Genomic DNA, 25,494 nt, shown 5'->3' on the forward strand with positions numbered 1-25,494 from the left:
TGAACGGGGCTATCCAGGACGGCTCAGACGCCGTGATCACACCAGCCACCGCAAGATCATCTCACCCGTGACCAGCAGTTACGGGACAGCCCTTAAGCTTGCTCCCAGCCCGCACCAGAATGGAGCGTGCGGGATAGGTCCCGGTGCCCCCTTGCGGGACGCAGTACGACCAGGGCCGCACTGCCCCGGATGGCTCGTGTGAGTCATCTGGGGCGAACCCAGTGCCAGGTAGCGTGTGTCTCCTGTCCTGATCACTCCGCGCCGGCGAGCACCTCAGCCACAGGCAGGTAGCAGTGACCCGTCTGGCTGGCGTGGCGCTTCTTGCGGTCGAGAAGGTCGTCCAGTCGGATGCGCTGGTCAAGGACGGCCATGAAGTCGAGGCCGTCCATCGTGATGAACGGTGTGCTGTAGCTGTAGACCGCCAAGGCATCGGAGCTGTACCCGCTCATGCTGACGTAGAGCCCAAGCGTGTTCTTGCCCTTGCGCTCGATGTTGGCCTTGAATACGTCGAGCTCCCGCCGGCCGATGGCCTCCTTCCACCACTTCGCCTCAAGGACGTAGTGGTCGGTGTTGAAGGCGAACGCCCCGTCGATCTGCTCGTGGGCCAGGCTGTATGCCGCCCGCGGCTCCAGGTCGTACAGAGCGAACAGTTCGTTGATGAAGCCCTCGAAGGCGGTTCCGCGCTTGTGCGGGTCGCCGGCTCCGTGCATGAGCAGGAAGCGCTGCTTCAGCTCCTCGTGGGACTGAGCGAACGCGCGCCCGTCCTGAGCCTCCTTGGCGCTTTGGGCAATGACCCGAGCATGTGCTTCGTGCTCCTGGATCACTGCTTGCTGCTTAGCCGTCCAGCGACGAAGCTCCGCCACAGCTGCTTTGGCCTTGGCCACCATGACGTCACCGTCAACCTGGCTCGTCAGGTTGGGGAAGGTCTCCATGGCAGCGATATCGAGCATGAGGGCGACAGTCACATCCACGTAGCGAACCTCGTTGGCTCGTAGCAGGTTGACCAGCTGACCGGAGACCTCGCGCTTGGTGGCTCCGAAGTCGAGTTGTGACAGAAGCTCGCTGTGGTCCCGCAGCATCGCTCGGAGGTACAGCTCGTAGGGACCCTTGTTCCAGAAGATGTGTGTCAGACCCTCCACAAGCGCCAGGTACGCGCTCGGGTTGATTGTCTTCCTGCGGTCGCTGTCGTCGTGCATCCGGCCCCCTCCTGCACACACCACCACTCATGGTCACCAAGCGGTAACCGTAGCGCGCAAGAAGCTGGTGATCTGCCCGTATGGCGGAACTGGATCGGTCGCAGACCCCGCGATGCTGTCCGATCGGTATGGCCTCACGTAGGGGCGCGTAGATCCACTAGGAAGGCGCTCGTCTCCCGCTGATCAACAAGCCGACCGCGGCGACACCGCGCTTCCTGGAGGCTCTGGTGACGCGCGGCGGGTGCTCGCCGGACGTGACCGTGTCACCGATGTGTCACGGGCCTCGACTCGCCACACGGAGCACGGCGCGCTGACCTGGACGTTTACCAGACTCCACGGACTGGGTGGACGGACAGGACTGGGCGTCAGCTTCTGGGGGTCAAGGGGTCGCAGGTTCAAATCCTGTCGTCCCGACTCGTAAGAGTCGTAGACCGAGGGGCCGTTTCAGAGCGATCTGAAACGGCCCCTCGGTCGTTCTCGGGGAGCGGTACGCGCGCTCCGTCCGACGGAGCGCGCGTGGGTGCTCAGACGATGCCCTCGGCGATCTCGGCCTGTTCCCGGGCGTTGCCGTACGCCGACGGGGTTCCGTACGAGCGCCGGGCGGCGCACCACCAGACGCTGGCCAGGACCAGGACCACCGCCAGGGCGATCACCGCGTAGTTCATGGAGTCGATGGTGACCGGCGACTTCTGCGGCAGGCAGAACAGGACGGTGACGACGGCCACCCAGACGACGGCGATCCACCCGATCGGCTTGCTCCAGCGGCCCAGGCTCCACGGGCCGGGCTGGAAGCGGTTGCCGGCGCGCAGGCGCAGGTAGATCGGGATGGCGTAGGCCGGGGTGATGCCGATGACGTTGATGGCGGTCACGGCCCCGTAGGCGGTGGCGGAGTAGAGCGAGGGCAGGGCGAGGACGCCCGCGGCGGCCACCGAGAGCCAGACGGCCGGGACCGGTGTCTGCGTCCGGCTGCTGACCTTGCGCCACAGGGCGGAGCCGGGGAGCGCGTTGTCGCGGCTGAAGGCGAAGACCATCCGGCTCGCGGCGGCGACCTCGGCGTTGCCGCAGAAGAGCTGCGCGACGATGACGACGAGGAGCAGGGCGGTGGCGCCGCCGGAGCCCAGGGCGTCGAGGAAGATCTGGGCCGGCGGGACACCGGTGGCGCTGCTCTGGACCGTCGCGTAGTCCTGGATGGCGAAGGTGAGGCCCGCGAGCAGCGCGAACCCGGCGATCCAGGAGACCCAGATGGCCCGGACGATGCCCTTGGCGGCGGAGACGGAGGCGTTGGAGGTCTCCTCCGAGAGGTGCGCCGAGGCGTCGTACCCGGAGAAGGTGTACTGGGCGAGCAGCAGGCCGACGGCGGCCACGTAGAACGGGTTGGCCCAGCCGGTGTCGTTGACGAACTCGGTGAAGACGAACGAGGGCGACTGGTGGTGGTCGGGGACGAAGGCCAGGGCGCCGACGATCACGGCGACGCCGGCCAGGTGCCACCAGACGCTGATGGAGTTGAGCACGCTGACGAGACGGACGCCGAAGAGGTTGAGCACGGCGTGCAGCAGCAGGATGCACAGGAAGATCAGGAAGGTCGAGCCGGGTGTCGGCACGAAGCCGAACTGCAGGTTGAGGAAGGCGCCGGTGAACAGGGCGGCGCCGTAGTCGATCCCGGCGATCGCGCCGAGGAGACCGAGCAGGTTCAGCCAACCCGTGTACCAGCCCCAGCGGCGTCCGCCGAGCCGGTCGGCCATGTAGTAGAGCGCCCCCGAGGTGGGGTAGGCGCTGGTCACCTCGGCCAGGGCGAGACCCACGCAGAGCACGAACAGGCCGACGCCGACCCAGCCCCACAGCATCACGGCGGGACCGCCGGTGCCCAGGCCGAAGCCGTACAGCGTCATGCAGCCGGACAGGACGGATATCACGGAGAAGCTGATGGCGAAGTTGCCGAAGCCGCCCATCCGGCGGGCGAGGACGGGCTGGTAGCCGAGCTCCCTGAGCCGTTCCTCTTCGTCCTGCCGGGGTGGGGCCTTGCTGTCCGGGCGGACGGTCGGCGCGGTTCGGGACATGGCGGGGTACCTCCGGGGGTCGGTGGAGCCAGGGGACGGTGAGCGGGGGGTGGGGCGTGGGGTGTGGGCGCCGCGGGGCGGGGGTCAGCCCCGGTCGGCCAGGCTGCGGGACCGGGCCCGGAGGAAGACCTCCGCGGCCCGTTCCTGGTCCGCCGGATCGCGGGTCCGGTAGGCCCACGGCAGGGTGGTCCAGTACCGGTCGATCGCGTCGAAGACCTGGGCCGCCTCACCGAACCGGTTGGCTCCCCACAAGGCATGGGCGAGATGGTTCAGATCGAGCGGGGAGGCGCGGCGCCGGTCGGCGTACCGGAACCAGGTGTCCAGGGCGTGACCGGCGTCTCGGACGGCGTCGTCGGCGACCCAGTGGAGGTCGAGCGCCTTCTCCTGCCCGCGCTCGCGGCGGTAGCGCTCGACGCTCAGGTAGAGCGGCAGGACGTGGACGGGCGACCCGGCAGGAGCCGAACCGGACGCCCACTGAACGAAGTTGGCGGCCTCGATGAGCGGTCCTGGCGTGCCCGCGCACACGAACTGGAGCATCCGGTGGTACGCCTCGCGGTTGTGCGGGTCGCGCTTGTCGGCCTGCGCGAGGATGCCCCAGGGGCCGGGGGGCAGCATCAGGACGGGTGGTGGGAGCCGGTGCTCGTGCAGCGAGCGGTGTTCGTCGAGGAGGGCGAGGGCGAGCAGGCAGACCCAGGGGACGGGATCGGCGGGGCTGAGCGCGGCGGCGTCCTGGCAGGCCGCCCACGCCTGGCGCCACAGCTCGTGCGTGCGGGGGTGCCGTGCGCGGTGGGCGCGGACGGCCCGTTCGACGACGACACGGGTGTACATGACGGATCCGGCGACGCTGTGCGGTTCCTCGGCCCGCCACGCCTCGACCACGTCCGATCCGGCGGCGACCGCGGCGAGCACCTGGGTGCGCTGGGTCCACAGCCCCCAGTCGTCGGTGCGGTCCAGTAAGTGCGCCATCGACAGCCAGCGGCCGGTGCGAAGGTCCTGCACGGCGACGCGTAACTCGTTGTCGTGGCCGGCGGGGTGGTAGACGGGCCGGAAGTCGCTGCCCGCCATCACCTCGTCCCGGTCGACGGGTGGGCGGGGCGGGCGCGTCTCGCGGTGGTCGTGGTCATAGGTCCTCGCATCGCATGGCCGTCGCGCCTGGTGATCGGCGATCACTATAGGGCGACTGTGAGCGTTCGAGGCATGGATCTTTTCAAATGCAACTATCAAGCCACATTCAAGATATGAATTCACGTCAGATCGAACGGCCGCCGCCCGGAAGGATCTTGACGGGCGGAGTCCGCTGGTGAAGGCTTCCGAGCGACGATCAAGCATGCCGATACCAGGGACGGAGTGGTGATGACGGGCCCGGTGCTCGCTGTGGACCAGGGCACGTCGGGAACCAAGGCCCTCGTCATCTGTCCCGTGCGGGGGGTCATCGGCTCCGCCTCGGCTCCCGTGCGGCCCAGGTACCTGCCGGGCGGCCGCGTGGAGGTCGACCCCCGCGAGCTGCTCGACTCGGTCGTCGACGCGGGGCGCGCCGCCCTGGCCGCGGCCGGAGAGCCGGTGGCGGCGGTGGGTCTGGCCAACCAGGGCGAGACCGTACTCGCCTGGGACCCGGCGAGCGGTGAGCCGCTGACCGACGCGATCGTCTGGCAGGACCGCCGCGCCGAGCAGCTGTGCGCGGAACTGGCCCCGCACGCCGCACTGTTGCGGGAACGGACGGGACTGCCGCTCGACCCGTACTTCGCCGCGCCGAAGATGGCCTGGATACGCCGGAACCTGACCCGGCGGGGAGTCGTGACGACCAGCGACGTCTGGCTGGTGCACCGGCTCACCGGCGCCTTCGTCACCGATGCGGCGACCGCCGGCCGCACCCAGCTGCTGGACCTCGACACCGTCGACTGGTCGCCGGCGGCGCTCGACGTCTTCGGCCTCACCGGCGAGCGGCTGCCGGAAGTCGTGGACGCGGACACCCACGTCGCCACCACCACCGCCTTCGGGCCCCCGCTGCCGCTGACCGGGCTGCTCGTCGACCAGCAGGCCGCGCTGCTCGCGCAGCGCGTCACCGAGCCCGGCGCCGCCAAGTGCACCTACGGCACCGGGGCCTTCCTCCTCGCGCAGACCGGCCCGCGCCCCCGCCGCAGCACCTCCGGACTCGTCGGCTGCGTCGCCTGGCGGCTCGGCGGGGAGACCAGCTACTGCCTGGACGGGCAGGTGTACACGGCCGCTTCCGCCGTACGGTGGCTCACCGACCTCGGCGTGATCTCCGGCGCCGAGGACATCGACACCGTGGGAGGGACCGCCCCCGACGCCGGCGGCGTCACCTTCGTGCCCGCGCTCGCCGGGCTCGCCGCCCCGTGGTGGCGGGGCGACCTGCGGGGTTCGGTCACCGGCCTCGGCCTCGACACCACCGCCGGGCACCTCGTGCGCGCGCTGTGCGACGGCATAGCCGCGCAGGTGGCGGAGCTCGCGGACGCGGTCGCCGCCGATCTGGGCGCCCCGCCGGCCACCCTGCGCGTCGACGGCGGGCTGACCAGGTCCGCGCTGCTCATGCAGGCACAGGCCGACCTGCTGCAGATCCCCGTCGAGGTGTCGGCGCTGCCGGACGTCACCGCGCTCGGCGTGGGGGCGGTCGCCCGGCTGGGGCTCGACCCCTCGCTCACCGTGCACGAGGCCGTCCCGGAGTGGAAGCCGTCCGCCGTCTACGAGCCGAGGGCCGGAGCCGGGCAGGCGGCGGAGCGCCGCGCCCGGTTCCGTACGGCGGTGTCGGCCCTGCTCGACGGACCGGCATGACCGTCACCACCGCAGGCCCGCTGCCCGGCGGGGACGCGTACGACGTGACGGTCGTCGGCGCCGGCGTGGTGGGCTCGGCCATCGCCCGCGAACTGGCCCGACTTCCCCTGCGGATCGCGCTGGTCGACGCGTCCGACGACGTGGGCGACGGAACCTCCAAGGCCAACACCGCCATCCTGCACACCGGTTTCGACGCCGTGCCCGGCTCCCTGGAGTCCCGGCTCGTCCGGGAGGGGCAGCGGCTGCTCGGCTCGTACGCCGCCGACAGCGGCATTCCGGTGGAACCGCTCGGGGCCCTGCTCGTCGCCTGGAACGAGGAGCAGCTCGCGGCGCTGCCTGGCCTCGCCGACAAGGCCGTACGCAACGGCTACGGCTCGGCGCGGATCCTCCCGGCGGGGGAGGTGCGGGCCCGTGAGCCGGAGCTCGGGACCGGCGTGCTGGGCGCGCTCCACGTGCCGGACGAGTCGATCATCTGCCCCTGGACGACCACCCTCGCGTACGCGACGCAGGCCGTGCGGGCCGGTGTCGACCTGCACCTCGACTGCCCCGTGCGGTCGGTCGCTCCGGGTGGCCAGGGCGAACCGCACGTACTGACCACCGGCCGGGGCCCGCTGCGCACCCGGTACCTGGTCAACGCGGCGGGCCTGTACGCCGACGAGATCGACCGGTTCCTCGGGCACGCGGACTTCACCGTGACGCCCCGGCGCGGCCAGCTGATCGTCTTCGACGAACTCGCCCGCGGCCTCGTACGCCACATCCTGCTGCCGGTGCCGGACGCGCGCGGCAAGGGAGTGCTGGTCACGCCCACCGTGTACGGCAACGTGATGCTCGGGCCGACCGCCGAGGACCTGGACGACAAGACGGCCACCGGTTCGACCGCCGAAGGGCTCCGGCTGCTGCGGGAGAAGGGCCGGCGGATCCTGCCGGCGCTCCTGGAGGAGGAGGTCACCGCCGTCTACGCCGGGCTGCGGGCGGCCACCGGCCAGGAGGACTACGCGATCCGGGCACATCCCGAACAGCGCTACGTCACCGTGGGCGGGATCCGCTCCACCGGTCTGACCGCTTCGATGGCGATCGCCGCGCACGTGGTGGAGCTGCTCGCCGACGGCGGTCTGCCGGTGGCCGGCGCACGGGAGTTGGAGCCGGTGCGGATGCCGAACCTCGGCGAGGCCTTCCCCCGCCCGTACCGCGACGCGGCGATGATCGCGGCGGACCCGGAGTACGGCCGGATCGTCTGCCACTGCGAGCGCGTGACCCGCGGGGAGATCCGCGACGCGCTCGCCGGGACCGTCCCGCCCGGGTCGCTCGACGGCCTGCGGCGGCGCACCCGCGCCCGGGGCGGCCGCTGCCAGGGCTTCCACTGCGGGGCCGCCGTCCGCGCGCTGTTCGAGGAGGCCCGCCGGTGAACCGTACGGGCGTGCAGGTCGACGTACTGGTCGTCGGAGCCGGCCCCGCCGGGCTGGCCCTGGCCGCCCGGCTGGCGGCCGCCGGCGCCGGCCGGGTCGAAGTCCTGGAACGCGAGCAGGACGCGGGCGGGATGCCGCGCCACCTCCACCACGGCGGATTCGGCCGGCCGCCGCGCCCCTGGCTCCGGGGGACCGAGTACGCGCGGCGTGCGGTGGAGGCGGCGGTCGCCGCCGGGGCCGAGGTCCGCACCGGCGTCACCGCCACGGGCTGGACCGGCCCGCTGTCCCTGGAGACCACGAGCCCGGCGGGCCTGGAGCGGATCACGGCCCGCGCCGTGGTCCTCGCCACGGGCGCCCGGGAACGCCCCCGCAGCGCCCGGCTGGTTCCGGGCTCCCGCCCGCAGGGGGTGCTGACCACCGGGGAGCTGCTGCAGTCGGTCCACCGGTACGGGCTGTCCGTCGGCCGACGGGCCGTGGTGGTGGGCGCCGAGCCGGTGGCCCGGCACGCGGTGGGCACGCTGCGGCGGGCGGGTACCTACGTGGTGGCGATGATCACCGAACACCCGCGGGCCGTCGCGGTGCCGGGGGTGCCGCTGCTCACGGCGACGACGGTGGGTGAACTGCGCGGCCGGGGCCGGCTCACCGGCGTGGTCGTCCGCCATCGGGACGGGCGGGCGGGGGTCCTCGCCTGCGACACGGTGGTCTTCACCGGCGACTGGATACCCGATCACGAGCTGGCCCGCCGCGGGGGCGTCCCGCTGGACCCCGGCACCCGGGGCCCCGGCGTGGACGCGTCCTTCCGTACGGCGACGCCGGGCGTCTTCGCGGTCGGCAACGCCCTCCACGGCATCGAACGCGCGGCCACCGCGGCCGGGGAGGGCGCCGCCGCGGCGGCCCCGGTGCTGGCCCACCTGGCGGGCGCCCCCTGGCCGGCGCCGGGGCCGCCGCTGGAGGTCCGGGCCCCGCTCCTGTGGGTGACGCCGAACCGGCTCACGGGCACGGCCGTGCGGCCGCTGCTGCTGCGGTCCGGGGAGCGGTTGACCGGCCCGGTGGTGACGGTGACCCAGGACGGCCGTCCGCTGTGGCGGCGGCGGGTGGTGGGCCCGGTGTCCCCGTCCCGGTCGCTGCGGCTGCCGCCGGGGTGGACGGCCCGGGTCGACCGGGCGGGCGGTCCGGTCGTGGTGGACATCGGCTGAGGCGGGCCCGACCGGTGCCGCGGTCCCGGGCGCGGCCCCTACAGGCTGAGTGCGTCCTCCGCGTTGTCGACCCACGGGGTCACGGAATTCTTGTCGGGCGAGACGTACAGGCCGGGAGTCGACGCCTTGAGCGGTGTCTGCACCAGATCGGACTCCGTGTTCATGGTCATCGCGATCGAGTTGACGGTCTTCCCCTTGCCGTCGTTCGTGCCGCCCATGAGCCCCGCGTAGGCCGACTGGCCCGGGGCGAGCCTGAGCGCGGCCTCGATGCCGGGGGCCGTGCCCCGCTCCGTGGCCTGTCCGTCCAGATCGCCGAAGGTCACGATCGGGTGGCCCAGGGCCTTGCACGGCTTGGTGCCCTTGTTGGTGATCTTCAGCAGGTAGCTGCTGGTCGTGGGTTCCGCCAGGCTCGCGGTGAACTTCAGGTCCTTCGTGTTGCACGGGAAGACGTCGAAGTCGGGGTCGGTCGACGGGGCCTTGCTCGACGGGCCCTTGCTCGGCGACGCGGACGGCTTCGCCGGGGTCGGGGCGGTGGACTTCGTCGGGGTCGGGCTCGGAGCGCCGCCGGCCGCGTCGTCCTCGGTGGGCCCACAGGCGGTCAGGGCCAGGACGGAGAGGGCGGCGAGGACGACAGCGGCACTGCGTACGTTGCTCATGGTGTTGCTCCCCTGAATGCGGGGCGCGAAATGCGCCGGCTGAGCATCAGCGTCCCGCTGGGGCTTCACAGAATGGTGACGGTCCGTCGCCGAGTCCACCACGGTTTTCCCGTCCGCGAGGTCAGTACTCCGCCGCCAAGGCGAGTTGGCGTTCGCGGTCCTGCTTCAGCAGTTGCGGGATGGCGCCGCTCGGGGCCACGCCGAGCTCCGAGAACAGCAGCTCGCGGTAGTGGCGGTAGCGGCGGTGCGCGTCGGCGACTTCGCCCACGTGCAGGCACGATTGGACGGCTATCCGCCGGGGGCCCTCCCGCAGGGGATCGGCCTGGGCCGCGGCGTCGGCCAGTTCGAGCACCGTGGAGTGCTGCCGGCGTTGCAGGAACGTCTCGGCAAGCCGCTCGAGCGTCTGGACGCGTTGCAGCTTCCACTTCTCCTGGTACGGCACGAGCCAGTCGTGGTCCCAGCCGTACAGCAGCGGGTGCCGCAGCACGCTCCACGCGTGGGGCAACCAGTCGCCGCCGACCGCCGCTCCACCGGTTCTCGACACCGCCGAGATCAGCCGTGCGGCCGTCCTGTAGTCCACCTCCACGTGGTCGGCAAGGGAGATGGTGGTGTGCGTGGTCTCCAACAGCCCCCCGCACGTGGCCTGGTTCAGGCGCCACAGGGTTTGGCGTAATCGGGCCGCTGCCCGAGCGGGCGGGACGTCGGGCCACAGTCGCGCGGCCAGGTCGCAGCGCCGCATCGGGCGTTCGCTGAGCACCAGAGCCGCGACGAGCCGCTGCTGGATGTCGCTCAGGTCGGCGACCCGCTGATCCGTTCGGCAGACGAAGCCTGGCAGCAGCGATATGTGCACGATGCCGAAGCCTGTGGGGTTCATCGCACCTCTCGGGTCGTCCGACGGACCATTGGCCGCCGACTGGGCGTGGCGTTGATCTCCGGTGCTGATTTCCACGGTCGCTTCACATGAGCTTCACAAGAGCTGTGGTATGAGCGTGAGGCACGGCATGGAGATCGTCAACACCCCCGCGTGGCCGGTTCCCGCTGCCCTGATCCGGTGCCTGACGCCCTGCCGGACAAGCGGCCCGACGGGGTGCCGCGCGCCTCGCCGGAAGCCTCGCCGCCCGCGCGCGTATGGCCCGGCCATGCCTCCGGCACAACCCACATTCGTGGGGTTGTTTCACCGATCCGCCGCGCGCAGTCTCGGTGGCGTCCCCGTATCGATCGTGACAGCGAAGGGTTGGAAACATGAGCTTCAACTCCCTGGAGTCTCTCCGCGCCGCCGGCGTCATCGGCGGCACGATGGCACCCGCACTCGAGGAGTTCTACGCCAGCCTGACTCCCGAGGAGACCCACGTCCTCATCTCGACCAAGAACCGCCTTGCGGCGATCCTCCCCGACGTGGTGGCGCACTCCCAGGAATGGTCCTCGCCCGAGGCCACGAAGGAGGGCTTCGACGCCGCCATGCTGTGTGCCTGCGGCCTCTGGTCCGGCTCCGGCGAGGCGGCCCAGTAGTACGACAGTTCACGGGCGGGGTCCGACGGTCGTTGACGTCGGGCCGCGCCCGTGCCCGCCCGGATAAGGAGGCGCGATGCGTGGGAATCTGGTCCGGAACCTGTCGCTGTTCGACGTACCGAAGGACCTGACCTACTTTGTGCACGGCGAGGACCACCTCGTGGTCAACCCGGAAGTGGCCGCCCGGTGCGTCCTCACCGGACGTGAGTTCCGGGTCCTCCGCGACCTGGCCGCGGCCCAGGCCCGCGGGGAACAGCCGTCGCTGGAGCCCAGCGACGAGACGGAGCGCGTCCTTGCCAAGCTCATCTTGAACTGGATCGTCTACTTCAACGGCAACAAGCCCACGGTCAGGCTCGGGGAAGCACCCCTGCGCATCGCCTATTACGCCATCACCGACGGCTGCAACCTCCGCTGCCCCTACTGCTACGCGTCGTCCGAGAAGTGCCTTCCGGGCGAGCTCGACACCGCCGAGTCGATGGACCTCGTCTCGCAGATCGCCGACTTCGGCAGCGAGACCATCGTCTTCACCGGCGGCGAGCCGATGCTCCGCAAGGACCTCTTCCGGATCGTCGAGCACGCCAACCGCAGCGGGCTGAAGTCGAACGTCATCACCAACGCGACGATGATCCGGACCGAGGCGACGGCGAAACGGTTCGCCGAGCTGTTCAACATGGTCACGGTGAGTCTCGACGGAGGCACGGCCGAGACGCACGACCGCACCCGCGGAAAGGGCGCGTTCGCCAAGACCCACCGGGCGATCCAACTGCTCAACGACGCGGGCGTGACGCCGGCCATCAACCACATCGTCACCTCGGACAACGTCGACGAGCTGGAGGACTTCGCGTCGTTCCTCGACGGGATCGAGATCCACAGCGTCCGCCTCATGAACCACAACGACCTGGGCCGGGGCGTCGGCGACGAGTACGACTTCGGATGGCAGGACCACCTGCGGGTGCAGCAGCTCGTCTGGACCTCGCCGGTCGCCGGCAAGTTCAAGCCGGACGGGCCGAGGCCGGTCACCGCGTGCTCGGTCAAGGGCAACTGCGGGATGGGCGGCAACGAGATCTACATCAACTCCCTCGGTGACATGTACCCGTGCAAGCTCGTCACCGGCAAGGGGGAGTACGCCGGCAACATCAGGAAGCAGCGGCTGTCCGAGATGTTCGCCGGTCCCGTGCTGAGCGCGATGCGCAAGAGCACCGTGTACGGCGGGGAGTTCCACGCCGACTGCGACAAGTGCTACATCAAGGCCAACTGCGGCGGCGGTTGCCGGGCCGCGCACATGTCGGAGTCCGGGGACCTGCGGCGCAACAGCCGGCACCTGTGCCGGATCCTGCGGCACGGCATCACCACGCAACTCTGGCAGGAGACCGGGGTGAGCCGCGCGGAGCTCGCCCTGAAGGACCTCGACATGACGATCCCCCGCATGGTCGCCACCGGCGAGGTGCACGCGGTCCACGAGCAGTGGAAGACCTGGGCACGCACCCCCGAGCCCGCGATCAAGGTCGGCGAACTGATTCCCATCATGCCGGTGAACAGGAGGTCGGGCGATGTCCCCGCACATCAGCATCAATGACGCGGTCATCTGGCAGGAGAGCGGAGAGGGCATCTCGCTCTACCACACCGAGTCCGGTGAGTTCCGCACCCTGAACGCGACCGCCGCCCAGATCTGGGCGCTCGTGGAGGAGGACGGCGACCGGGAGACGGTCATCCACAAGCTGTCCCTCCTGTTCGCGGGCCACAACCCCGTGATGACGGCCCGCATCCGCGCGGAAGTGGACGCGTTCATCACGTCCATGGTCGAGGCCGAGCTGCTCCGGGAGACGGAAGCGGACCAGTCGGCCGCGCGGGCATGACCAAGGCCGTCGTGCTCGGCGGGGGCTTCGCCGGCGTCCTGGTGGCCAAGGTGCTCTCCAGGCACGTCGACGACGTCACCGTGGTCGAAGGCGGCCGCTACCCGGTGGGCCCGGATGTCCGGTCGGGGGTGCCCCAGGCGTTCCACAGCCATGTGCTGGTGACCGCCGGGGCCGAAGCCCTGGAAACGCTCCTCCCGGGAACCCTGCGGGCGCTCCTCGGCCAGGGGGCGCACCGCAGGGGCCTGCCCGACGACGCGCTGATCCTGAGCGCCGACGGCTGGTTCCGGCGCCACGACACCGGCGCCTACCTGGTCTCGTGCAGTCGCTGGCTCATGGACCACGTGATCCGACAGCGGGCGCTGGCCGACGGCGCGGTGACGGTACGGGAGCGCACCCGCGTCCTGGGACTCGCCGGAGACGCCTCGCGGGTCACCGGTGTCGTGGTCGCGGGCGAGGACGGCGCCGGCGAAACCCTCCGCGCCGACCTCGTGGTGGACGCGACGGGCCGACGGTCGCGGGCCGGACGGTGGCTGGCCGGGATCGGGGGGCCCGACGTCGAGGAGGAGGTCGTCGACCCGGGGCTCGCGTACTCCACCCGGATCTACCGGGCGCCCGCCGGCCTCACCGCCGGGATGCCCGCGCTCATGGTGCACCCCCGCCCGTCGAACGGCGTGCCGGCGTACGGCGCGACGCTGTTCCCCATCGAGGACGACCGGTGGATCGTCACCCTGACCGGCACGCGGGCCGCCACACCGCCGACCGACGCGCAGGGATTCGCCGACTGCGCCAAGTCGCTGCGCTCACCGATCGTGGCGGAACTCCTGGCGGCCGCCGAACCCCTCGGGGGAGTGCGACCGTACCGTGCCACCGCGAACCGCCGGAGGTTCTTCGAACGACGACCCGTGCCCGAGGGCTTCCTGGTCGTCGGTGACGCGCTGACCGCGGTGAATCCGGTCTACTCGCACGGGATGTCGGTCGCACTGCTCAGCGCCGTGCGATTGGATCTCGAGCTGGCGGAGCGGGGCGCCGCACCCTCCGTCCTTCCCGCCGTCCAGACCGCGGTGGCGGAAGTGGCGGACAGGTCGTGGCGGATGGCCACGGAGCAGGACCGCGTGGTGCGGGCCGGCTCGCACGGCTCCGCGTCCACCGTCGGACAGCAGCGGGTGCGGGCCAGGATGTCCGAGGCCGTGCTCGGCAGCCCGGCGCTGATGACCCGGCTCTTCCGTGCCCAGACGCTGGTTCCCCCGCTGGTCGCCGCGGACCCGTCCGTCCCGCGGTTCCCGTCCGCCGGCCCGAACCCGCCGCTCGACACCGACGGGGCGGTCGCGCAGTTTCCCCGGCTCTCCGAGTGGTGGTTCTCGGGGCGCAGCCATCAGCAACCCACCCGGGAAGAGAGCCGTGACGACTGAAGCCGTACCGCTGATTCCGCAGTCCGTCCTGTTCGGGAACCCCTCGTACCTCGTGCCGGAGATCTCGCCGGACGGGACGCGTCTGCTCTACCTGGCTCCCGACGACGGCGTGCTGAACGTATGGGTGGCGCCGGTGGACCGGCCGGACGAGGCGACGGTCGTGACGCACGACCGGGGGCGCGGCATCCGGACGTACGGCCTCTGCCACGACGACCGCACGCTGTTCTACCTGCGCGACGAGAACGGCGACGAGAACCGGCGGGTGTACCTCGTCGATCTCGTCTCCGGAGAGGAGCGCTGCGCCACGCCGTTCGACGGTGTGCAGGCGCGCGTGCTCGCGCACAACCGCTGGCACCCCACCACCGTGCTGCTCGGGTTGAACAAGGACCGCCCGGCCCTGCACGACGTCTACAGCCTGGATCTGGTGACGGGCGGGCTCACCAAGGTCGCGGAGAATCCGGGCTATCTGAGCTGGATCATCGACACCGACCTGCGGGTCCGCGGCGGCACGAGGATGAAGCCCGACGGCGGCACGGCCGTCTTCCTCGACCCGCCGGACGGACCGGACGGCTCGCCGCCCTGGCTCGAAGTGCCCTACGAGGACGCCATGGGGACGCGCGTCATCGGTTTCGCGCGCGACGGCGCCACCTGCCACCTCCTGTCCTCCATCGGGGCCAACGCGGGCCGCCTGTACGAGGTCGAGGTCGCGACCGGACGTCGGACCCTGCTCGCGCACGACCCGGTCCACGACGTCAAGCAGGTCGAGATGGACCCGGTGACCCGCAGGCCGCAGGCCGTGCTGTTCGCGAAGGACCGCGACGAGTGGGTCTTCCTCGACGAGGGCTTCGGCAAGGACCTCGGGCGGATCCGCGGTGAGCTCGCGCTCCAGGAGATCGACGGCGAGATCTACGTCGACCGCACCGACCGCTCCGACCGTCTGTGGACGGTCTCGGTGGTGACCGGTGCCGGTCCCGTCCTCTACTACGTCTACGACCGGCCCGCCGGCCGGCTGCGGTACCTCTTCAGCCACCAGCGCGAGCTGGAGCGGTACCGGCTGGCCCGGATGGAGCCCTTCGAGTTCGCCGCGCGCGACGGGGTCACGGTGCACGGCTACGTGACCTGGCCGCCCGGCGTCCCGCGCAGCGGCCTGCCGGCGGTGGTGAACGTACACGGCGGACCCTGGGCCCGGCACACCTTCGCCTTCGACGAGGAGGCGCAACTGCTGGCCAACCGCGGCTACGCCTGCGTCCAGGTCAACTTCCGGGGTTCCACGGGCTACGGCAAGCACTTCCGCAACCTGGGCGCCAAGCAGTGGGGCGCCGCCATGCAGACCGATCTGCTGGACGCCCTCGGCCATCTCGTCGCGGACGGCGGGATCGACGCCTCCCGGGTCGCGATCATGGGCTGCTCGTACGGGGGTTACGCCGCGCTGGTCGGTGCGGCGTTCACCCCGGACGTGTTCACCTGCGCGATAGCGCTGTGCGCTCCGTCGAACCTGCTGACGATGCTGGCGGCCGGGGCGCCCACCCGGACGCCGTTGCAGTCGTTCATGCACGCCAACGTCGGCGATCCGGAATCCGAGCGCGACATGCTGTGGGCGCGTTCTCCGCTGTCGAGGGTCGACGACATCCGCATTCCGATCCTGGTGGTCCAGGGCGCGAACGACGTCCGCGTGCCCAGGGCGGAGGCCGAGCAGATCGTCGCGGCGCTGGCGGCCAAGGGCCTTCCGCACGAGTACCTGCTGTTCCCCGACGAAGGCCACGGTCTGGCCCGGCCCGCCAACCGGCAGGCGTACTACGCCGCGGTCGAACGATTCCTCGCCGCGCACATGGCGTGACGTGTCCGGTGGGCCGTCGCCGTCACTGCCGGGTCAAGACCGCCCGCAGCAGGTTCGGCAGGTACAGGCGGGTCTCCGGCTCCTCGTGGGACGCCCGGACGAGGCCACAGCCCATCAGCGGGCCCAGATCGTCCACCAACCGGTTCAGCGGCCGGCGCAGTGCCTCGGCGGCTTCGGAGACCGTCGGCGCCCGGTCGAGGTCCACCAGCTCCCGGAGGATCGCGCGGCGAACGGCGTCCTGCTGCTCGAAGCCGGACCGGATCAAGCCGCCGATCGTCTCGTGACCACCGGCGGACCGCGTCGCCACCGGCAGATCGAGCAGGTCCGCCTCCGGCAGGTCCGCGAGCTGCCGCAGACCCAGCACGCCGAATCCGGCGGCCGCCGCCTCCAGCGCGACGGGCAGACCGTCCAGCCTCCGGCACAGCCGCACCACCGCCCCGGCGTCTGCCCGGCCGAGCGCGAACCCCGGTCGGACCTCCGAGAGCCGGTCCACGAGCAGCCGCACCGACGGCACACCGACGAGGGCGTCGAGCGACCTCGCCCGGTCCCCCTCGGGTTCCGGCGTGGCCAGCGGCGGGACCACGGTTCCCTGGACGCCCGGGACGTGCCACGGCGCCCGTGACGTGCTGACCACGCGGATGCCCGGACAGTACGCCAGTAACTCCTCCACGCCGACCGGGCTCCTCGCGTCGGCGACCCCGTCGAGGACCAGCAGCACCTCGTGCCGGCCGATGAGCCGGCAGACCGTGGAAACGTCCTCCGCACCCGATTCCACGAGCAGCCGCAACGACTTCAGCAGGGAGCCGAGCGCCGCCCCGTGACCGCCCGGGTCCACCGTGCCCGCCCCGATCCACAGCACCGGCCACCCGCGGCGCGAGCTCAGCCGGACCGCCACCTCCGCGGCCACCCGCGACTTGCCCGTTCCGGGAAGCCCGGACAGGGAGATCATGCGCCGGTGGTCCGACGCCAGGGCGCCCACCATCGCCCGCACCTCGACGTCGCGCCCGAGCAGGGCGTTGACGGACCTGGGCACCGCGAGGCAGGGATCGACTTCGGCCGGACCCTGCCGTTGCCCGCCCAGGCCCGCGCTGACGAACAGCTCCCGGGTCACGCCCTCCAGCCGCAAGGCGTCCGCGAGCAGGCGCACGGTCTGTGTCCGCGCGTTCACCCGGCCCGACTCCAGAGCGCGGATCGTCCGCGGACTGATCGTCGACAGGTCGGCCAGCGTCCGCTGGGTGAGCCCCGCCTGGACACGCTTGTGGCGCAGCAGTTCGGGAAAGGACGGTGCCTCGACCTCGGCTGTGTTGACCATGCGCGGGAGCGTAGGCGGGGCCCGTTCCGCCGGCGTCTCCGCTCCGTCGCCGGCCCGTCTGCCGGCCGTCTCCGGCTGCGGTCAGCCCGACTTCGAGGCCGGGTGCGCACGCCGGTCCAACAGGTCCAGCGAGATGCTCAGCAACGAGACGGCCAGCGGGTCGGACGAGTCCATGACCGCGTGCTCCGACAGCCGCGCCACCAGATCGCCCATGCGCGGCGCCGCGCTCGCCGCCTGCTCGCCGCGCCGCAGCAACGCGAGGCTCAGCGCGGCCTGCGTGGCGAGCAGACCCAGCAGTTCGATGTCGTCGAGCTCCCGGCCGGGGGCGTTCGCGTCGTGGGTGTGGCGGTCCAACACCTCGATGACGCCGATGCACTCCCCGTCCGCGATGAGCGGGGCGGCCATGATGCTCGCGGGAACGTAGCCGGTGGAGGCCGCGGCGTCACCGGCGAACTGGGCGGTGCCCGCCACGTTGTCCGTGATCAGGGGCTGGCCGCTGGCCGCCACCCAGCCGGCGATGCCGGTACCGGCGTCGAAGCGTTTGCCGACCAGGCCCTGTTCGCCTTCGCCGGCGACCGCGGCGAAGATCAGCTCACCGGTGTCGGGACTGACCATGAACACCGATGACGCGGCGGCTCCGTAGATGTACCGGGCCACCGCGACGACAGACTGCAGCAGCCGGCGTTCGGTGGCCATGAGATCGTGCGACCAGGGCTTCATTCTCCGCCTCCTTGGACCGATACGTTCGCGGCGCAGTGATACAGGACGCTCTTGAGCTGGAACGGCGTGAGCCACGGGTGCTTGCTCAGGACGAGCGCGGCGATCCCGGCCATGTGCGGTGCAGCGAAGCTGTTGCCGGTGTTGAGTACGGTGCCGCCGCCTTGCCCCGCCACCGGCACGCGCACCCCCCGGGCCCGGAACTCGACCGGCGGCGCGGGGTTGTAGTAGAAGCGCATGCCGTCCGGCTCGGCATGGCTGGCGACCGAGATCACTGAGGAGAAGTTCCACGGGAAGCTCTCGATGGGCAGGTTGTGCGCCGCCGCCACCACGGTCGTACGGCGGAAGTAGGCACGGTCGCACAGCTCGGCCAGCCGGTCGCGGAACTCGACCCTGGTCGTCGACAGGCTCATGCTGACCACGTCGAAGCCCTCCTCGATCGCGAAGGCGAGACCGGAGATCAGTGCCGAGGCGCTGCCGGACCTGCCGTCGCCGAGGACCTTCAGCGAGCTGAGCGAGACCCGGGGGGCGATACCGCGGATGATCCCGGCACACGCCGTCCCGTGGCCCGCGCCGTCGAGGGGCTCGCACTCCTCGACGCGCGGCGCCCGGCCCTCGGCCGTCACCACCTGCCACGCCCGGTCCACGGACCCGACCAGCGGATGCGTCGCGTCGACACCGCTGTCGAGCACACAGACGCGTATGCCCTCGCCGTCCGCGCCCTCCCAGGCCCAGCGCGGGCCGATCCCGTCGAACAGGGCCGTCGGCACGGGCTCGCCGGGATCACCGTCGGCGGACATGCTCCACGCGGGCATACCCAACAGGTGCGGCATCCGTTCGCGCCGCCAGGGCACGTCGTTCACCGGATGTCTCCGAGGACGCGAAAGACCGCCCACGTGATCGGGTGAGGCGCGCGTCGTGCGTTGCGAGAACCAAGCGCGCACACCGTGCCGATCGAGAACCAAGACGGCACATGCACCTCCAAGCTTTGCCGTACCGAACCGGGTTGGTTCCAACCCGGCCGGTGTTGATCGCGGAAGACCCGCCGAGCCGTAGACCCGCAGGCAGCGTGAGCCAGGAATCCCCCCGCAGCAGCCGGGGGAGGGTTCAAATCCATTCCCGCACCGCCTTCAGAGGGTTCGTCGCACCGACAGCGAGGTAGCTGTCGGCGGCGAGCCCGGCCAGGACCCCGGCCTCGTACGTCTCGCCCAGCAGGCGGTGGGCCCGGGCCAGGTCGAAGAGGACCTCGCCGCGCAGACACGGGTCGTCGATGTCCTCCAGCAGGGTCAGCGTCTCGGCGCGCATCGCGTCGGCCCGGCCCTCCTCGGCGGCGATCAGCACGGCTGCCGCCATGCACAGGATCCGCCCCCGTACGTCCATCTCGTCGCGCCGTTCGAGGAGCCGCGCGATCAGGCCGGCGGCCTCACCCGCCCCGCCGCCCGCCCCGCCGTCCTTCTCGTCGCGACGGGCACACTCGCGGGCCGCCTGCACCCGCATGGTCAGCGCGACCGGGATGTAACCGGCCTGCGCGAGCGCGTCCGCCGCGCCGCGGAAACGCCGCTCGGCCTCCCCGTGCTCACCCTCCAGCGAGGCGGCCAGACCGGCCACCTGATCGACCAGGACGCGCCCCATGGTCAGCCGCAGCTGCGCCACGACGGATTCGGCCTCGGCCAGTGCCGAGCGCGCCCCGGCGCGGTCCCCGGTCAGCGCCAGGCAGCGGGCCCGGGCGGCCAGCGCGGGCAGTGCCAGGAACCGGTCGGCGGCGAACCGTTCGAGGAGCTCCGCGCAGCCCGACAGCTTCTCCGCCATCGGAGTCGGCGACCACTGCCGGACCTCGCACAGGGCCACCAGGAGGCGGTCCTCCTCGTACGCGTCACCGATGGCCCGGGCGTGCGCGAGCGCGGCGCACGCCGCTTCCTCGGCCGCCCCGAACCGACCGTGGTCCAGGTGGAGCAGCATCCGCAGCTGCTCGAACCGGCACCAGGCGAACCGGTCCGGCGCGCCGGCGTCGACTTCGTCGCCGTCCAGTTCGCCCCGGAGCTTCTCGACGTGGGCCGCGGTGACCTTGCCGAGTCGCGCCGCCAACAGGTACCGCTGCACCTGGCAGGGCCGCTGCCCCTCGCCGTCGGGGCCCTGCCGGGCGCCGTCCGCGGCCACGTCCAGCGCTCTCCGGGTGTCCCCGGAGAGCATCAGGGCGTCGCTGAGACGGATGGCCGCGACCGACCGCCACCGGTCCGGCCCGTTCGGCGCCAGCATGAGGGCTCGTTCGAGCAGTCCGATCGCGGTGGGCACGTCCCGCTGCCGGAGCGCCACGGTCCCCTCGCCCAGCAGCGCCTCGGCCGCCCGCCGGGCCAGGTGCGGCAGCTCCGCGTCGTCCGGGCGCAGACCGCCGAGCAGCCGCGTGGCCGCCTCCAGGTGGAAACCGGGGTTGAAACCGCGCTCGGCCAGCCGCCGGTGCCACGTGATGCGCTGCTCCTTCTCCAGCCTGCCGTACGCCACCTCGTGCACCGGCTGCTGGACGAAGCGGTAGCCGCCCTCCTCCGCCGTCGCCTGGAACAGCCGCCGTGCCGCGAGGGCCTCGACGTTCGCCGCCGGCACTTCCTCGCCCAGCAGCGCGAGCTGCTCCAGCGTGAACGTCGGACCGATCACGGAAGCCGCTCCCAACAGCCGCCGGGCCGGCGCGGGTAACCGGTCGATCATCGCGCCCACCATGGCGGTGATCGTCGGTGGCACCTCGTCGAGGGTCCGGCCGTCCCTCAGCCAGTCCATCATCAGCCGGATGTACAGCGGATTGCCCGCGCTGTACACGGCGACCCGGTCGACCACGTCGAGGTCGTGCAGTTCCACCTCGTCGCCGCTGCTGCGCCCGGCCAGCGACATCGCCAGTCGCGCGCTGTCGATCGGCACCAGCGCGCCGACGTCGATCACGTCGTCGTCCCGGAACCAGGAGCCGTCGGGCCCCGAGAGCTCCGGTCTGGACACGCAGACCATGAGCAGCGGGATGCCCGGGAGACTGCCCTTCAGCTCGTCGATCAGCCGCAGCAGCGACTGCCCCGCCCACGCGAGGTTGTCCCACACCACGACGAGCGGGCCGGAAGCCGCGGCGGTGAGCAGTTCGCGCGTCGCCCAGGACACCTCCTCCACACCCGGACCGGGGACGGAGTCGGCGAGGCGGGAGAGCGAGGCGTCGCGCAGACTGCCGAGCACCCCGGCGATCCGGGCGTCCGACCGCAGCAACTCCGCGCCGGCCGGCGCCTGTCGCGTCAGCGCGTCCAGTACTTCGACGAGTGCCGCGTGGTTCCCGTTCGTGCCGTACGACGGACAGCTGCCGAAGACGGCGACGGTCCCCGAGTCGGCCGCGACGAGGTCGTCCACGGCCTCCCTGACCAGGCGGGTCTTGCCGATGCCCGGTGGCCCGAGCACGGTCACCAGTTCCGGCCGCCGATCGCGGGCCACCCGGTGGTAGATCTGCCGCAGGCGGTGCCGTTCGGCCCTGCGATCCACCATGGGTGAGCCGTCGCCACCCCCCTCGACGGCGCCGTCGGCGGCCTCGCCGGTCACCAGCAGCACCGGAACGGGCTCGGCCTTGCCCTTCAGCGTCACCGGCAGCACCGGAGCCATGGTGTAGTGCGGGCGGGCCAGGTGCGCCACGGTCTCGTTGACGATGATCTCCCCGGCGACCGCCACGGACTGCAGGCGCGCGGCGAGGTTGACCACGTCGCCGACGAGGCGGATGCCGGCCCGGACCGAGCGCGTCACCAGGGCCTCGCCGGCCGCGATCCCGCAATGGACCTCGACCGGCGCCGCGTCGGCCGCCGGAGTGCGCAGGTCACGGACTTCGGCGCGGATGTGCGTGGCCGCGCGCAGCGCCCGCAGGGCGTCGTCCTCCTGGGAGGTGTCCGCGCCGAACACCGCCATGACGGCGTCACCGATGAACTTCTCGACGACCCCGCCGTGTTCCTCCACCGCGGTCGAGCAGATCTCGTAGTACTCATCGAGGAGCTGTTGCAACGGCTCCGGATCGACGCGCTCCGCGAGCCGCGTCCAACCGACGAGGTCCAGGAAGAGAACGACCACCAGTCTGCGGCTCATGCCTGGTCCTCCTCCAAGGGCCTCTGCCGTCCAACGGGTCGGTACCGGGGGATCAGAGCAGCTTGAGGTTGTGGGCCCACACCTCGGCGTCCGACCCGGCGTCCGCCTGGTCCAGCCGGTGCTGGACCGAGACGACGACGGCGGTCTCCTCCTCGGTCAGACGGGCCAGCACGTCGCGCTGCGCGGCGCTCAACTGGTCGACCGGCAGTCCCGCTTCGCGCAAGGTGGTCAGAGGGTCGAACACGTCACTCACCTCTTTCACGGGGCCGCACGGCGGCGGCCAGATACCGATCGGCAGGATCCGGTGGACGTAGCAGTACGCCACCAGCTCCGCTCTGTTCCTGCAGTTGAACCGGTCGAGGAGGACGCTGATCTCCTCGCCCACGGTGTGTCTGCTCAGGCGCAGCGCACGGGCCACGCGGTCGGTGGTGTGCCCCCGCGCCACCATGGCCACGAGCACCTGGCCCCGGGTGGAGATCTCGGGACCCCGTATCGCCGTCATCAATGCGAGCTCCTCACGACGTACTCCGTACGAACAACTCACGGACCATGACGGCGGCCATGAACGAGACGCCGTGCCAGCGCGCCTTGCGTTCGAACCAGAGCCAGTCGCCGTCCGGATTCGCCTCCAGGAACACCGGTTCCCCGGTGTCCGACACGAGCAGGTCGAACGCCCCGTACCGCAGGTCCCACGCGGCGCAGAGGGTGCGCACCGCGTCGGCCGCGGGCCGCGGGCAGTCGACCCGTGTCACCGTGACACTGTCGGGATCCGTCATCGGGCTCGACGGATCGGGCTTGCGGACCTCGAAGGCGCAGATCCCGCCGTCGAGGTGGTAGACGCGCAGCTCACGGGCGTGAGCCACGTACTCCTGGACGACCACCGGACGCCCGTCGCCCGCCGGGGCGGCGGCCGAACCGGGTGCTTCGGCCGCCCTGGCCGCTCCGAGGCCCTGCGGCACCGCCTCGCGGCCGACGACCGAGGGCAGGCAGGCCGGCCAGTTCCGTCGGTCCGGCTCGAACAGCCGGAAGTCCGGTGTCTTGACCATGACGGTCGGCGCTCCCACCCGGCGTGCCCCTGCGGGCACGTCGTTGGTGATCACCGTCCGGGGCGTCTTCACCCCCAGCCGGTGGGCCTCCGCCAGCTGGCCCGGGCCGACGACCGTGCCACCGGGCAGCGCGGTGGTCGCCGCCCCGGCCACCTGCCGCAGGAACCCGGACCACGACTCCGCCTGCAAGGGGGTCACCGAGCCCGCCGGCCGCGCCTGCGCCAGCATCGCGCAGGACGATCCGTGGCGCACCCACACCACGGCGGGTCTGACCCGGCGCCCGGCGACGTCCAGCAGGCCGGTGTCCACGTCGAGCGCCATGGGCGTCGACGGGAGTTCCCCCTGCCGGATCAGAACCGTCGGTGTTTCCAGCGGTCCCGTCAACGCATTGCGAACGATCTCCAATTCGGGGCCGCCCGCGCAATTCACGAGAACCACGACGGGCTTTCCGTCATGGCCTTCCGCATTTCCCAACCGGCTCATGCTGCGAATGCTAGCCAACGGGATCGCGAGCGAGGCGGCAGAACGGAGGCAGTTCCAAGGCAGCTTGGACACCTGCCGCTTCCGCGCTGTCCGACAGGCGTAACGTCCACCCGCAGCGACTCGATCGACATTCCTGAAGAACCGTCAAGTGCATTGTGGAGGGAGGGATCGTGGCGAATGGTGTGGTGAACGCCGGGGAACTGACCAAGCGTTACCGCGGAAAGGAAACACCGGCTGTCGACCGTATCTCATTCGACATAGCCGAAGGCGAGACCATCGGGCTGCTGGGACCCAACGGTGCCGGGAAGACGACCCTGATGAAGATGATCTGCGGCGTCACCCCTCCCACCACCGGGACGATCCGGGTGTTCGGCGCGGACCCGGCGCGCGACCCGGTCGCCGCCAAGAGCGGCATCGGCGCGATGCACCAGTCCGCCCCCTACGACGAGATGCTCTCGGTCCTGGACAACCTGCAGATCGCCACCCGGTTCAAGGGCCTGTCCTGGCGCACCACCCGGCCCTGGGCGCTGGAGGTGGCCGAGTACCTCGGTCTGGAGGAGGCCATGTCGCGGCTCGTCTTCCAGCTGTCCGGGGGACAGCGCCAGCGCCTCCAGCTCGTCCGGGCGCTGCTGACCATCCCCCGGCTCCTGATCCTCGACGAGCCCTCGGCCGGACTGGACGTGGCCGGCCGGCACCAGATCGAGCGATTCGTGCGGTGGCTCCGCGAGGAGAACGGCATGACCGTGATCTGGACCAGCCACATCATCGAGGAACTGGAGCGCAACGCCCAGCGCGTCCTGGTCATCAACAAGGGCAGGGTGGTCCGCTTCGCCCAGCCGAGCGAGCTCGTCAGGGAGTTCGGCGGCGCTCACCTGCTGGTGACCGTGGACGACGCGGTCGGCGCCAAGGTCGTCAAGGAATGGGCCGGCACGGCCGGACTGACCGCGACCGCCCAGGACGCCGAGGTGCGCATCGAGAACGTGCAGGTACGGGACGTGCTGCCGCAGCTGTCGAGCCACTGCCACGAAGCCGGAGTCCCGATCTCGGGAATCTCCACCGTCACCGACTCGCTGGAGCAGGTCTTCCTGCGCATGACCGGGAACGAGGGCTGACACCGTGACCGAGCTGGCATTCAAGAACAAGGCGCCGGTCAGCAGGGCGAAACCGGCCGACTTCACCGCCGTGTTCTACCGCGAGTACGCGCTCCTCGCCCGCAACAGGGTCAACCTCATCCTCGGCCTGACGCCCATGCTCGTGTACCTGCTGCTGGTGAACACCTCGCTCGGCAACGTCGTCGGCGAGATCACCTACCGGGGCGAAAGCCTGCCGTTCGCGGTCTTCCTCCTGCCCATGGTGCTGGCGATGTCGGTGGTCAGCGCCTCGGGGACGACGGGCATGGCGATGTTCCAGGAGGAGATGAGCGGCGTCTCGACCCAGCTGTGGAGCTGGCCGCTGCGCAGATCGCGCTTCCTGGCCGGCAAGCTGCTGGCCGGAGTCTCGCTGGTGCTGGCCCAGAGCGTGCTGGCCCTGATCGTCGCCGCGATCATCTTCGACTACCCGTTCCACGCGTCCCACTGGATCTGGCTGCTGGTGGCGCTGGTGCTGTCGTCGGCGGCGTTCAACGGGCTGTACCTCGCCGCCGCGGTCCTCATCAGCGACTACCGCACCTTCATGGTGCTCACCAGCGTGTCGATGCCCGTCCTCGTCTTCGCCGCGCCGTCGCTGTCCCCGGCGGAGCAACTCCCCACCGTCCTGCGGTGGATCTCGACGGTGAACCCGGTGTCGTACGCGGTCAACGGGATGCGCGACGCCGCGATCTTCGGCCTGGAGAAGGCGTGGCCCTCCCTGCTGATCCTGGCCGCCGTCGCCCTCGTCGCCAACTTCGTCGCCGGCCGCGCGCTGTTGCGGCGTACCCGGAACCTCTGACCCGCG

General features: G+C 71.4%; 21 protein-coding genes. 10 read left to right on the forward strand and 11 right to left on the reverse strand.

All coding sequences use genetic code 11. The features are described 5' to 3' along the window. Positions 1-251: 251 nt before the first annotated feature. The 3 genes from ACFV9H_RS00005 to ACFV9H_RS00015 form a co-directional block, all read right to left on the reverse strand. Positions 252-1,196: a restriction endonuclease gene (locus ACFV9H_RS00005; protein WP_385391246.1), complete on the reverse strand. Its 945-nt coding sequence runs from the start codon at positions 1,194-1,196 to the stop codon at positions 252-254. Between the two features lie 524 nt (positions 1,197-1,720). After that, entirely contained in the window at positions 1,721-3,253 is a 1,533-nt protein-coding gene (locus tag ACFV9H_RS00010; protein WP_385391248.1) for an amino acid permease, read from the reverse strand. 84 nt (positions 3,254-3,337) lie between these two features. Beyond that, entirely contained in the window at positions 3,338-4,318 is a 981-nt protein-coding gene (locus tag ACFV9H_RS00015) for a hypothetical protein (protein ID WP_385391249.1), read from the reverse strand. Between the two features lie 288 nt (positions 4,319-4,606). Between ACFV9H_RS00015 and ACFV9H_RS00020 the strand changes: the two genes are divergently transcribed. Genes ACFV9H_RS00020 through ACFV9H_RS00030 form a run of 3 tightly spaced genes read left to right on the forward strand, consistent with a single transcriptional unit; the run spans position 4,607 to position 8,645 of the window. Beyond that, positions 4,607-6,043 carry an FGGY family carbohydrate kinase gene (locus ACFV9H_RS00020; RefSeq protein ID WP_385391251.1) on the forward strand — a complete coding sequence of 479 codons (1,437 nt, stop codon included), beginning with the start codon at positions 4,607-4,609 and terminating at the stop codon, positions 6,041-6,043. Next, positions 6,040-7,449, forward strand: a complete 1,410-nt coding sequence (locus ACFV9H_RS00025; RefSeq protein ID WP_385391252.1) for an FAD-dependent oxidoreductase — start codon at positions 6,040-6,042, stop codon at positions 7,447-7,449. Before ACFV9H_RS00020 ends, ACFV9H_RS00025 begins: the two co-directional genes overlap by 4 nt. Next, entirely contained in the window at positions 7,446-8,645 is a 1,200-nt protein-coding gene (locus ACFV9H_RS00030; RefSeq protein ID WP_385391253.1) for an NAD(P)/FAD-dependent oxidoreductase, read from the forward strand. The genes ACFV9H_RS00025 and ACFV9H_RS00030 overlap by 4 nt, the downstream gene beginning before the upstream one ends. A 38-nt stretch (positions 8,646-8,683) precedes the next feature. Here the strand turns inward: ACFV9H_RS00030 and ACFV9H_RS00035 are convergent, their stop codons facing one another. Then, on the reverse strand, positions 8,684-9,301 hold the full coding sequence (locus ACFV9H_RS00035; protein ID WP_385391254.1) for a DUF4232 domain-containing protein: 618 nt from the start codon (positions 9,299-9,301) through the stop codon (positions 8,684-8,686). 121 nt (positions 9,302-9,422) lie between these two features. After that, entirely contained in the window at positions 9,423-10,175 is a 753-nt protein-coding gene (locus ACFV9H_RS00040) for a BTAD domain-containing putative transcriptional regulator (RefSeq protein ID WP_385391255.1), read from the reverse strand. 368 nt (positions 10,176-10,543) lie between these two features. On the opposite strand from ACFV9H_RS00040, the gene ACFV9H_RS00045 reads away from it, so the two are divergent. The 5 genes from ACFV9H_RS00045 to ACFV9H_RS00065 all read left to right on the forward strand — a co-directional run bounded on the left by ACFV9H_RS00045 (position 10,544) and on the right by ACFV9H_RS00065 (position 15,912). Then, positions 10,544-10,810 (forward strand): StsA-related sactipeptide RiPP, encoded by a 267-nt coding sequence (locus ACFV9H_RS00045; protein WP_329376901.1) that lies wholly within the window; start codon positions 10,544-10,546, stop codon positions 10,808-10,810. A gap of 76 nt (positions 10,811-10,886) precedes the next feature. Further along, the gene (gene stsB, locus ACFV9H_RS00050; RefSeq protein ID WP_385391256.1) at positions 10,887-12,386 is read left to right on the forward strand and encodes a StsB family radical SAM/SPASM domain sactipeptide maturase; all 1,500 of its coding nucleotides are present in this window, start codon (positions 10,887-10,889) and stop codon (positions 12,384-12,386) included. Further along, entirely contained in the window at positions 12,361-12,666 is a 306-nt protein-coding gene (locus ACFV9H_RS00055; protein ID WP_385391258.1) for a PqqD family protein, read from the forward strand. The genes stsB and ACFV9H_RS00055 overlap by 26 nt, the downstream gene beginning before the upstream one ends. After that, positions 12,663-14,075, forward strand: a complete 1,413-nt coding sequence (locus ACFV9H_RS00060; RefSeq protein WP_385391259.1) for an NAD(P)/FAD-dependent oxidoreductase — start codon at positions 12,663-12,665, stop codon at positions 14,073-14,075. The genes ACFV9H_RS00055 and ACFV9H_RS00060 overlap by 4 nt, the downstream gene beginning before the upstream one ends. Continuing rightward, positions 14,065-15,912, forward strand: a complete 1,848-nt coding sequence (locus ACFV9H_RS00065) for a S9 family peptidase (RefSeq protein WP_385391261.1) — start codon at positions 14,065-14,067, stop codon at positions 15,910-15,912. The genes ACFV9H_RS00060 and ACFV9H_RS00065 overlap by 11 nt, the downstream gene beginning before the upstream one ends. Positions 15,913-15,934: 22 nt before the next feature. Here the strand turns inward: ACFV9H_RS00065 and ACFV9H_RS00070 are convergent, their stop codons facing one another. The 6 genes from ACFV9H_RS00070 to ACFV9H_RS00095 form a co-directional block, all read right to left on the reverse strand. Next, positions 15,935-17,224, reverse strand: coding sequence for a helix-turn-helix domain-containing protein (locus ACFV9H_RS00070; RefSeq protein WP_385391263.1), 1,290 nt, complete (start codon positions 17,222-17,224; stop codon positions 15,935-15,937). Positions 17,225-17,305: 81 nt separating this feature from the next. Next, positions 17,306-17,944, reverse strand: a complete 639-nt coding sequence (locus ACFV9H_RS00075; RefSeq protein ID WP_385391265.1) for a GAF domain-containing protein — start codon at positions 17,942-17,944, stop codon at positions 17,306-17,308. Then, positions 17,941-18,804: a S8 family serine peptidase gene (locus ACFV9H_RS00080; protein ID WP_385391266.1), complete on the reverse strand. Its 864-nt coding sequence runs from the start codon at positions 18,802-18,804 to the stop codon at positions 17,941-17,943. Before ACFV9H_RS00080 ends, ACFV9H_RS00075 begins: the two co-directional genes overlap by 4 nt. Before the next feature lie 244 nt (positions 18,805-19,048). Further along, the gene (locus ACFV9H_RS00085) at positions 19,049-22,033 is read right to left on the reverse strand and encodes an adenylate/guanylate cyclase domain-containing protein (RefSeq protein ID WP_385391267.1); all 2,985 of its coding nucleotides are present in this window, start codon (positions 22,031-22,033) and stop codon (positions 19,049-19,051) included. 52 nt (positions 22,034-22,085) lie between these two features. Continuing rightward, on the reverse strand, positions 22,086-22,535 hold the full coding sequence (locus ACFV9H_RS00090) for an aroma-sacti cluster domain-containing protein (protein WP_385391269.1): 450 nt from the start codon (positions 22,533-22,535) through the stop codon (positions 22,086-22,088). 13 nt (positions 22,536-22,548) lie between these two features. Continuing rightward, positions 22,549-23,562, reverse strand: coding sequence for a hypothetical protein (locus ACFV9H_RS00095; protein WP_385391271.1), 1,014 nt, complete (start codon positions 23,560-23,562; stop codon positions 22,549-22,551). A 170-nt stretch (positions 23,563-23,732) separates the two neighbouring features. Here ACFV9H_RS00095 and ACFV9H_RS00100 point away from each other — a divergent pair, with 170 nt between their 5' ends. Continuing rightward, positions 23,733-24,674 (forward strand): ABC transporter ATP-binding protein, encoded by a 942-nt coding sequence (locus ACFV9H_RS00100; protein WP_385391272.1) that lies wholly within the window; start codon positions 23,733-23,735, stop codon positions 24,672-24,674. Between the two features lie 4 nt (positions 24,675-24,678). Continuing rightward, positions 24,679-25,488 (forward strand): ABC transporter permease, encoded by an 810-nt coding sequence (locus tag ACFV9H_RS00105; protein ID WP_385391274.1) that lies wholly within the window; start codon positions 24,679-24,681, stop codon positions 25,486-25,488. Positions 25,489-25,494 lie beyond the last annotated feature (6 nt).

Source organism: Streptomyces sp. NPDC059874 (genome assembly GCF_042731135.1).
GTDB lineage: Bacteria > Actinomycetota > Actinomycetes > Streptomycetales > Streptomycetaceae > Streptomyces.

What these genes read in the sequence shown, in the direction of transcription:
- ACFV9H_RS00095 (WP_385391271.1), bottom strand. Translation starts at nt 23,562, where the DNA reads ATGAGCCGGTTGGGAAATGCGGAAGGCCATGACGGAAAGCCCGTCGTG.
- ACFV9H_RS00045 (WP_329376901.1), top strand. Translation starts at nt 10,544, where the DNA reads ATGAGCTTCAACTCCCTGGAGTCTCTCCGCGCCGCCGGCGTCATCGGC.
- ACFV9H_RS00075 (WP_385391265.1), bottom strand. Translation starts at nt 17,944, where the DNA reads ATGAAGCCCTGGTCGCACGATCTCATGGCCACCGAACGCCGGCTGCTG.
- ACFV9H_RS00005 (WP_385391246.1), bottom strand. Translation starts at nt 1,196, where the DNA reads ATGCACGACGACAGCGACCGCAGGAAGACAATCAACCCGAGCGCGTAC.
- ACFV9H_RS00055 (WP_385391258.1), top strand. Translation starts at nt 12,361, where the DNA reads ATGTCCCCGCACATCAGCATCAATGACGCGGTCATCTGGCAGGAGAGC.
- ACFV9H_RS00035 (WP_385391254.1), bottom strand. Translation starts at nt 9,301, where the DNA reads ATGAGCAACGTACGCAGTGCCGCTGTCGTCCTCGCCGCCCTCTCCGTC.
- ACFV9H_RS00060 (WP_385391259.1), top strand. Translation starts at nt 12,663, where the DNA reads ATGACCAAGGCCGTCGTGCTCGGCGGGGGCTTCGCCGGCGTCCTGGTG.
- ACFV9H_RS00085 (WP_385391267.1), bottom strand. Translation starts at nt 22,033, where the DNA reads ATGAGCCGCAGACTGGTGGTCGTTCTCTTCCTGGACCTCGTCGGTTGG.
- ACFV9H_RS00015 (WP_385391249.1), bottom strand. Translation starts at nt 4,318, where the DNA reads ATGGCGGGCAGCGACTTCCGGCCCGTCTACCACCCCGCCGGCCACGAC.
- ACFV9H_RS00010 (WP_385391248.1), bottom strand. Translation starts at nt 3,253, where the DNA reads ATGTCCCGAACCGCGCCGACCGTCCGCCCGGACAGCAAGGCCCCACCC.
- ACFV9H_RS00040 (WP_385391255.1), bottom strand. Translation starts at nt 10,175, where the DNA reads ATGAACCCCACAGGCTTCGGCATCGTGCACATATCGCTGCTGCCAGGC.
- ACFV9H_RS00020 (WP_385391251.1), top strand. Translation starts at nt 4,607, where the DNA reads ATGACGGGCCCGGTGCTCGCTGTGGACCAGGGCACGTCGGGAACCAAG.
- ACFV9H_RS00070 (WP_385391263.1), bottom strand. Translation starts at nt 17,224, where the DNA reads ATGGTCAACACAGCCGAGGTCGAGGCACCGTCCTTTCCCGAACTGCTG.
- ACFV9H_RS00090 (WP_385391269.1), bottom strand. Translation starts at nt 22,535, where the DNA reads ATGACGGCGATACGGGGTCCCGAGATCTCCACCCGGGGCCAGGTGCTC.
- stsB (WP_385391256.1), top strand. Translation starts at nt 10,887, where the DNA reads ATGCGTGGGAATCTGGTCCGGAACCTGTCGCTGTTCGACGTACCGAAG.
- ACFV9H_RS00025 (WP_385391252.1), top strand. Translation starts at nt 6,040, where the DNA reads ATGACCGTCACCACCGCAGGCCCGCTGCCCGGCGGGGACGCGTACGAC.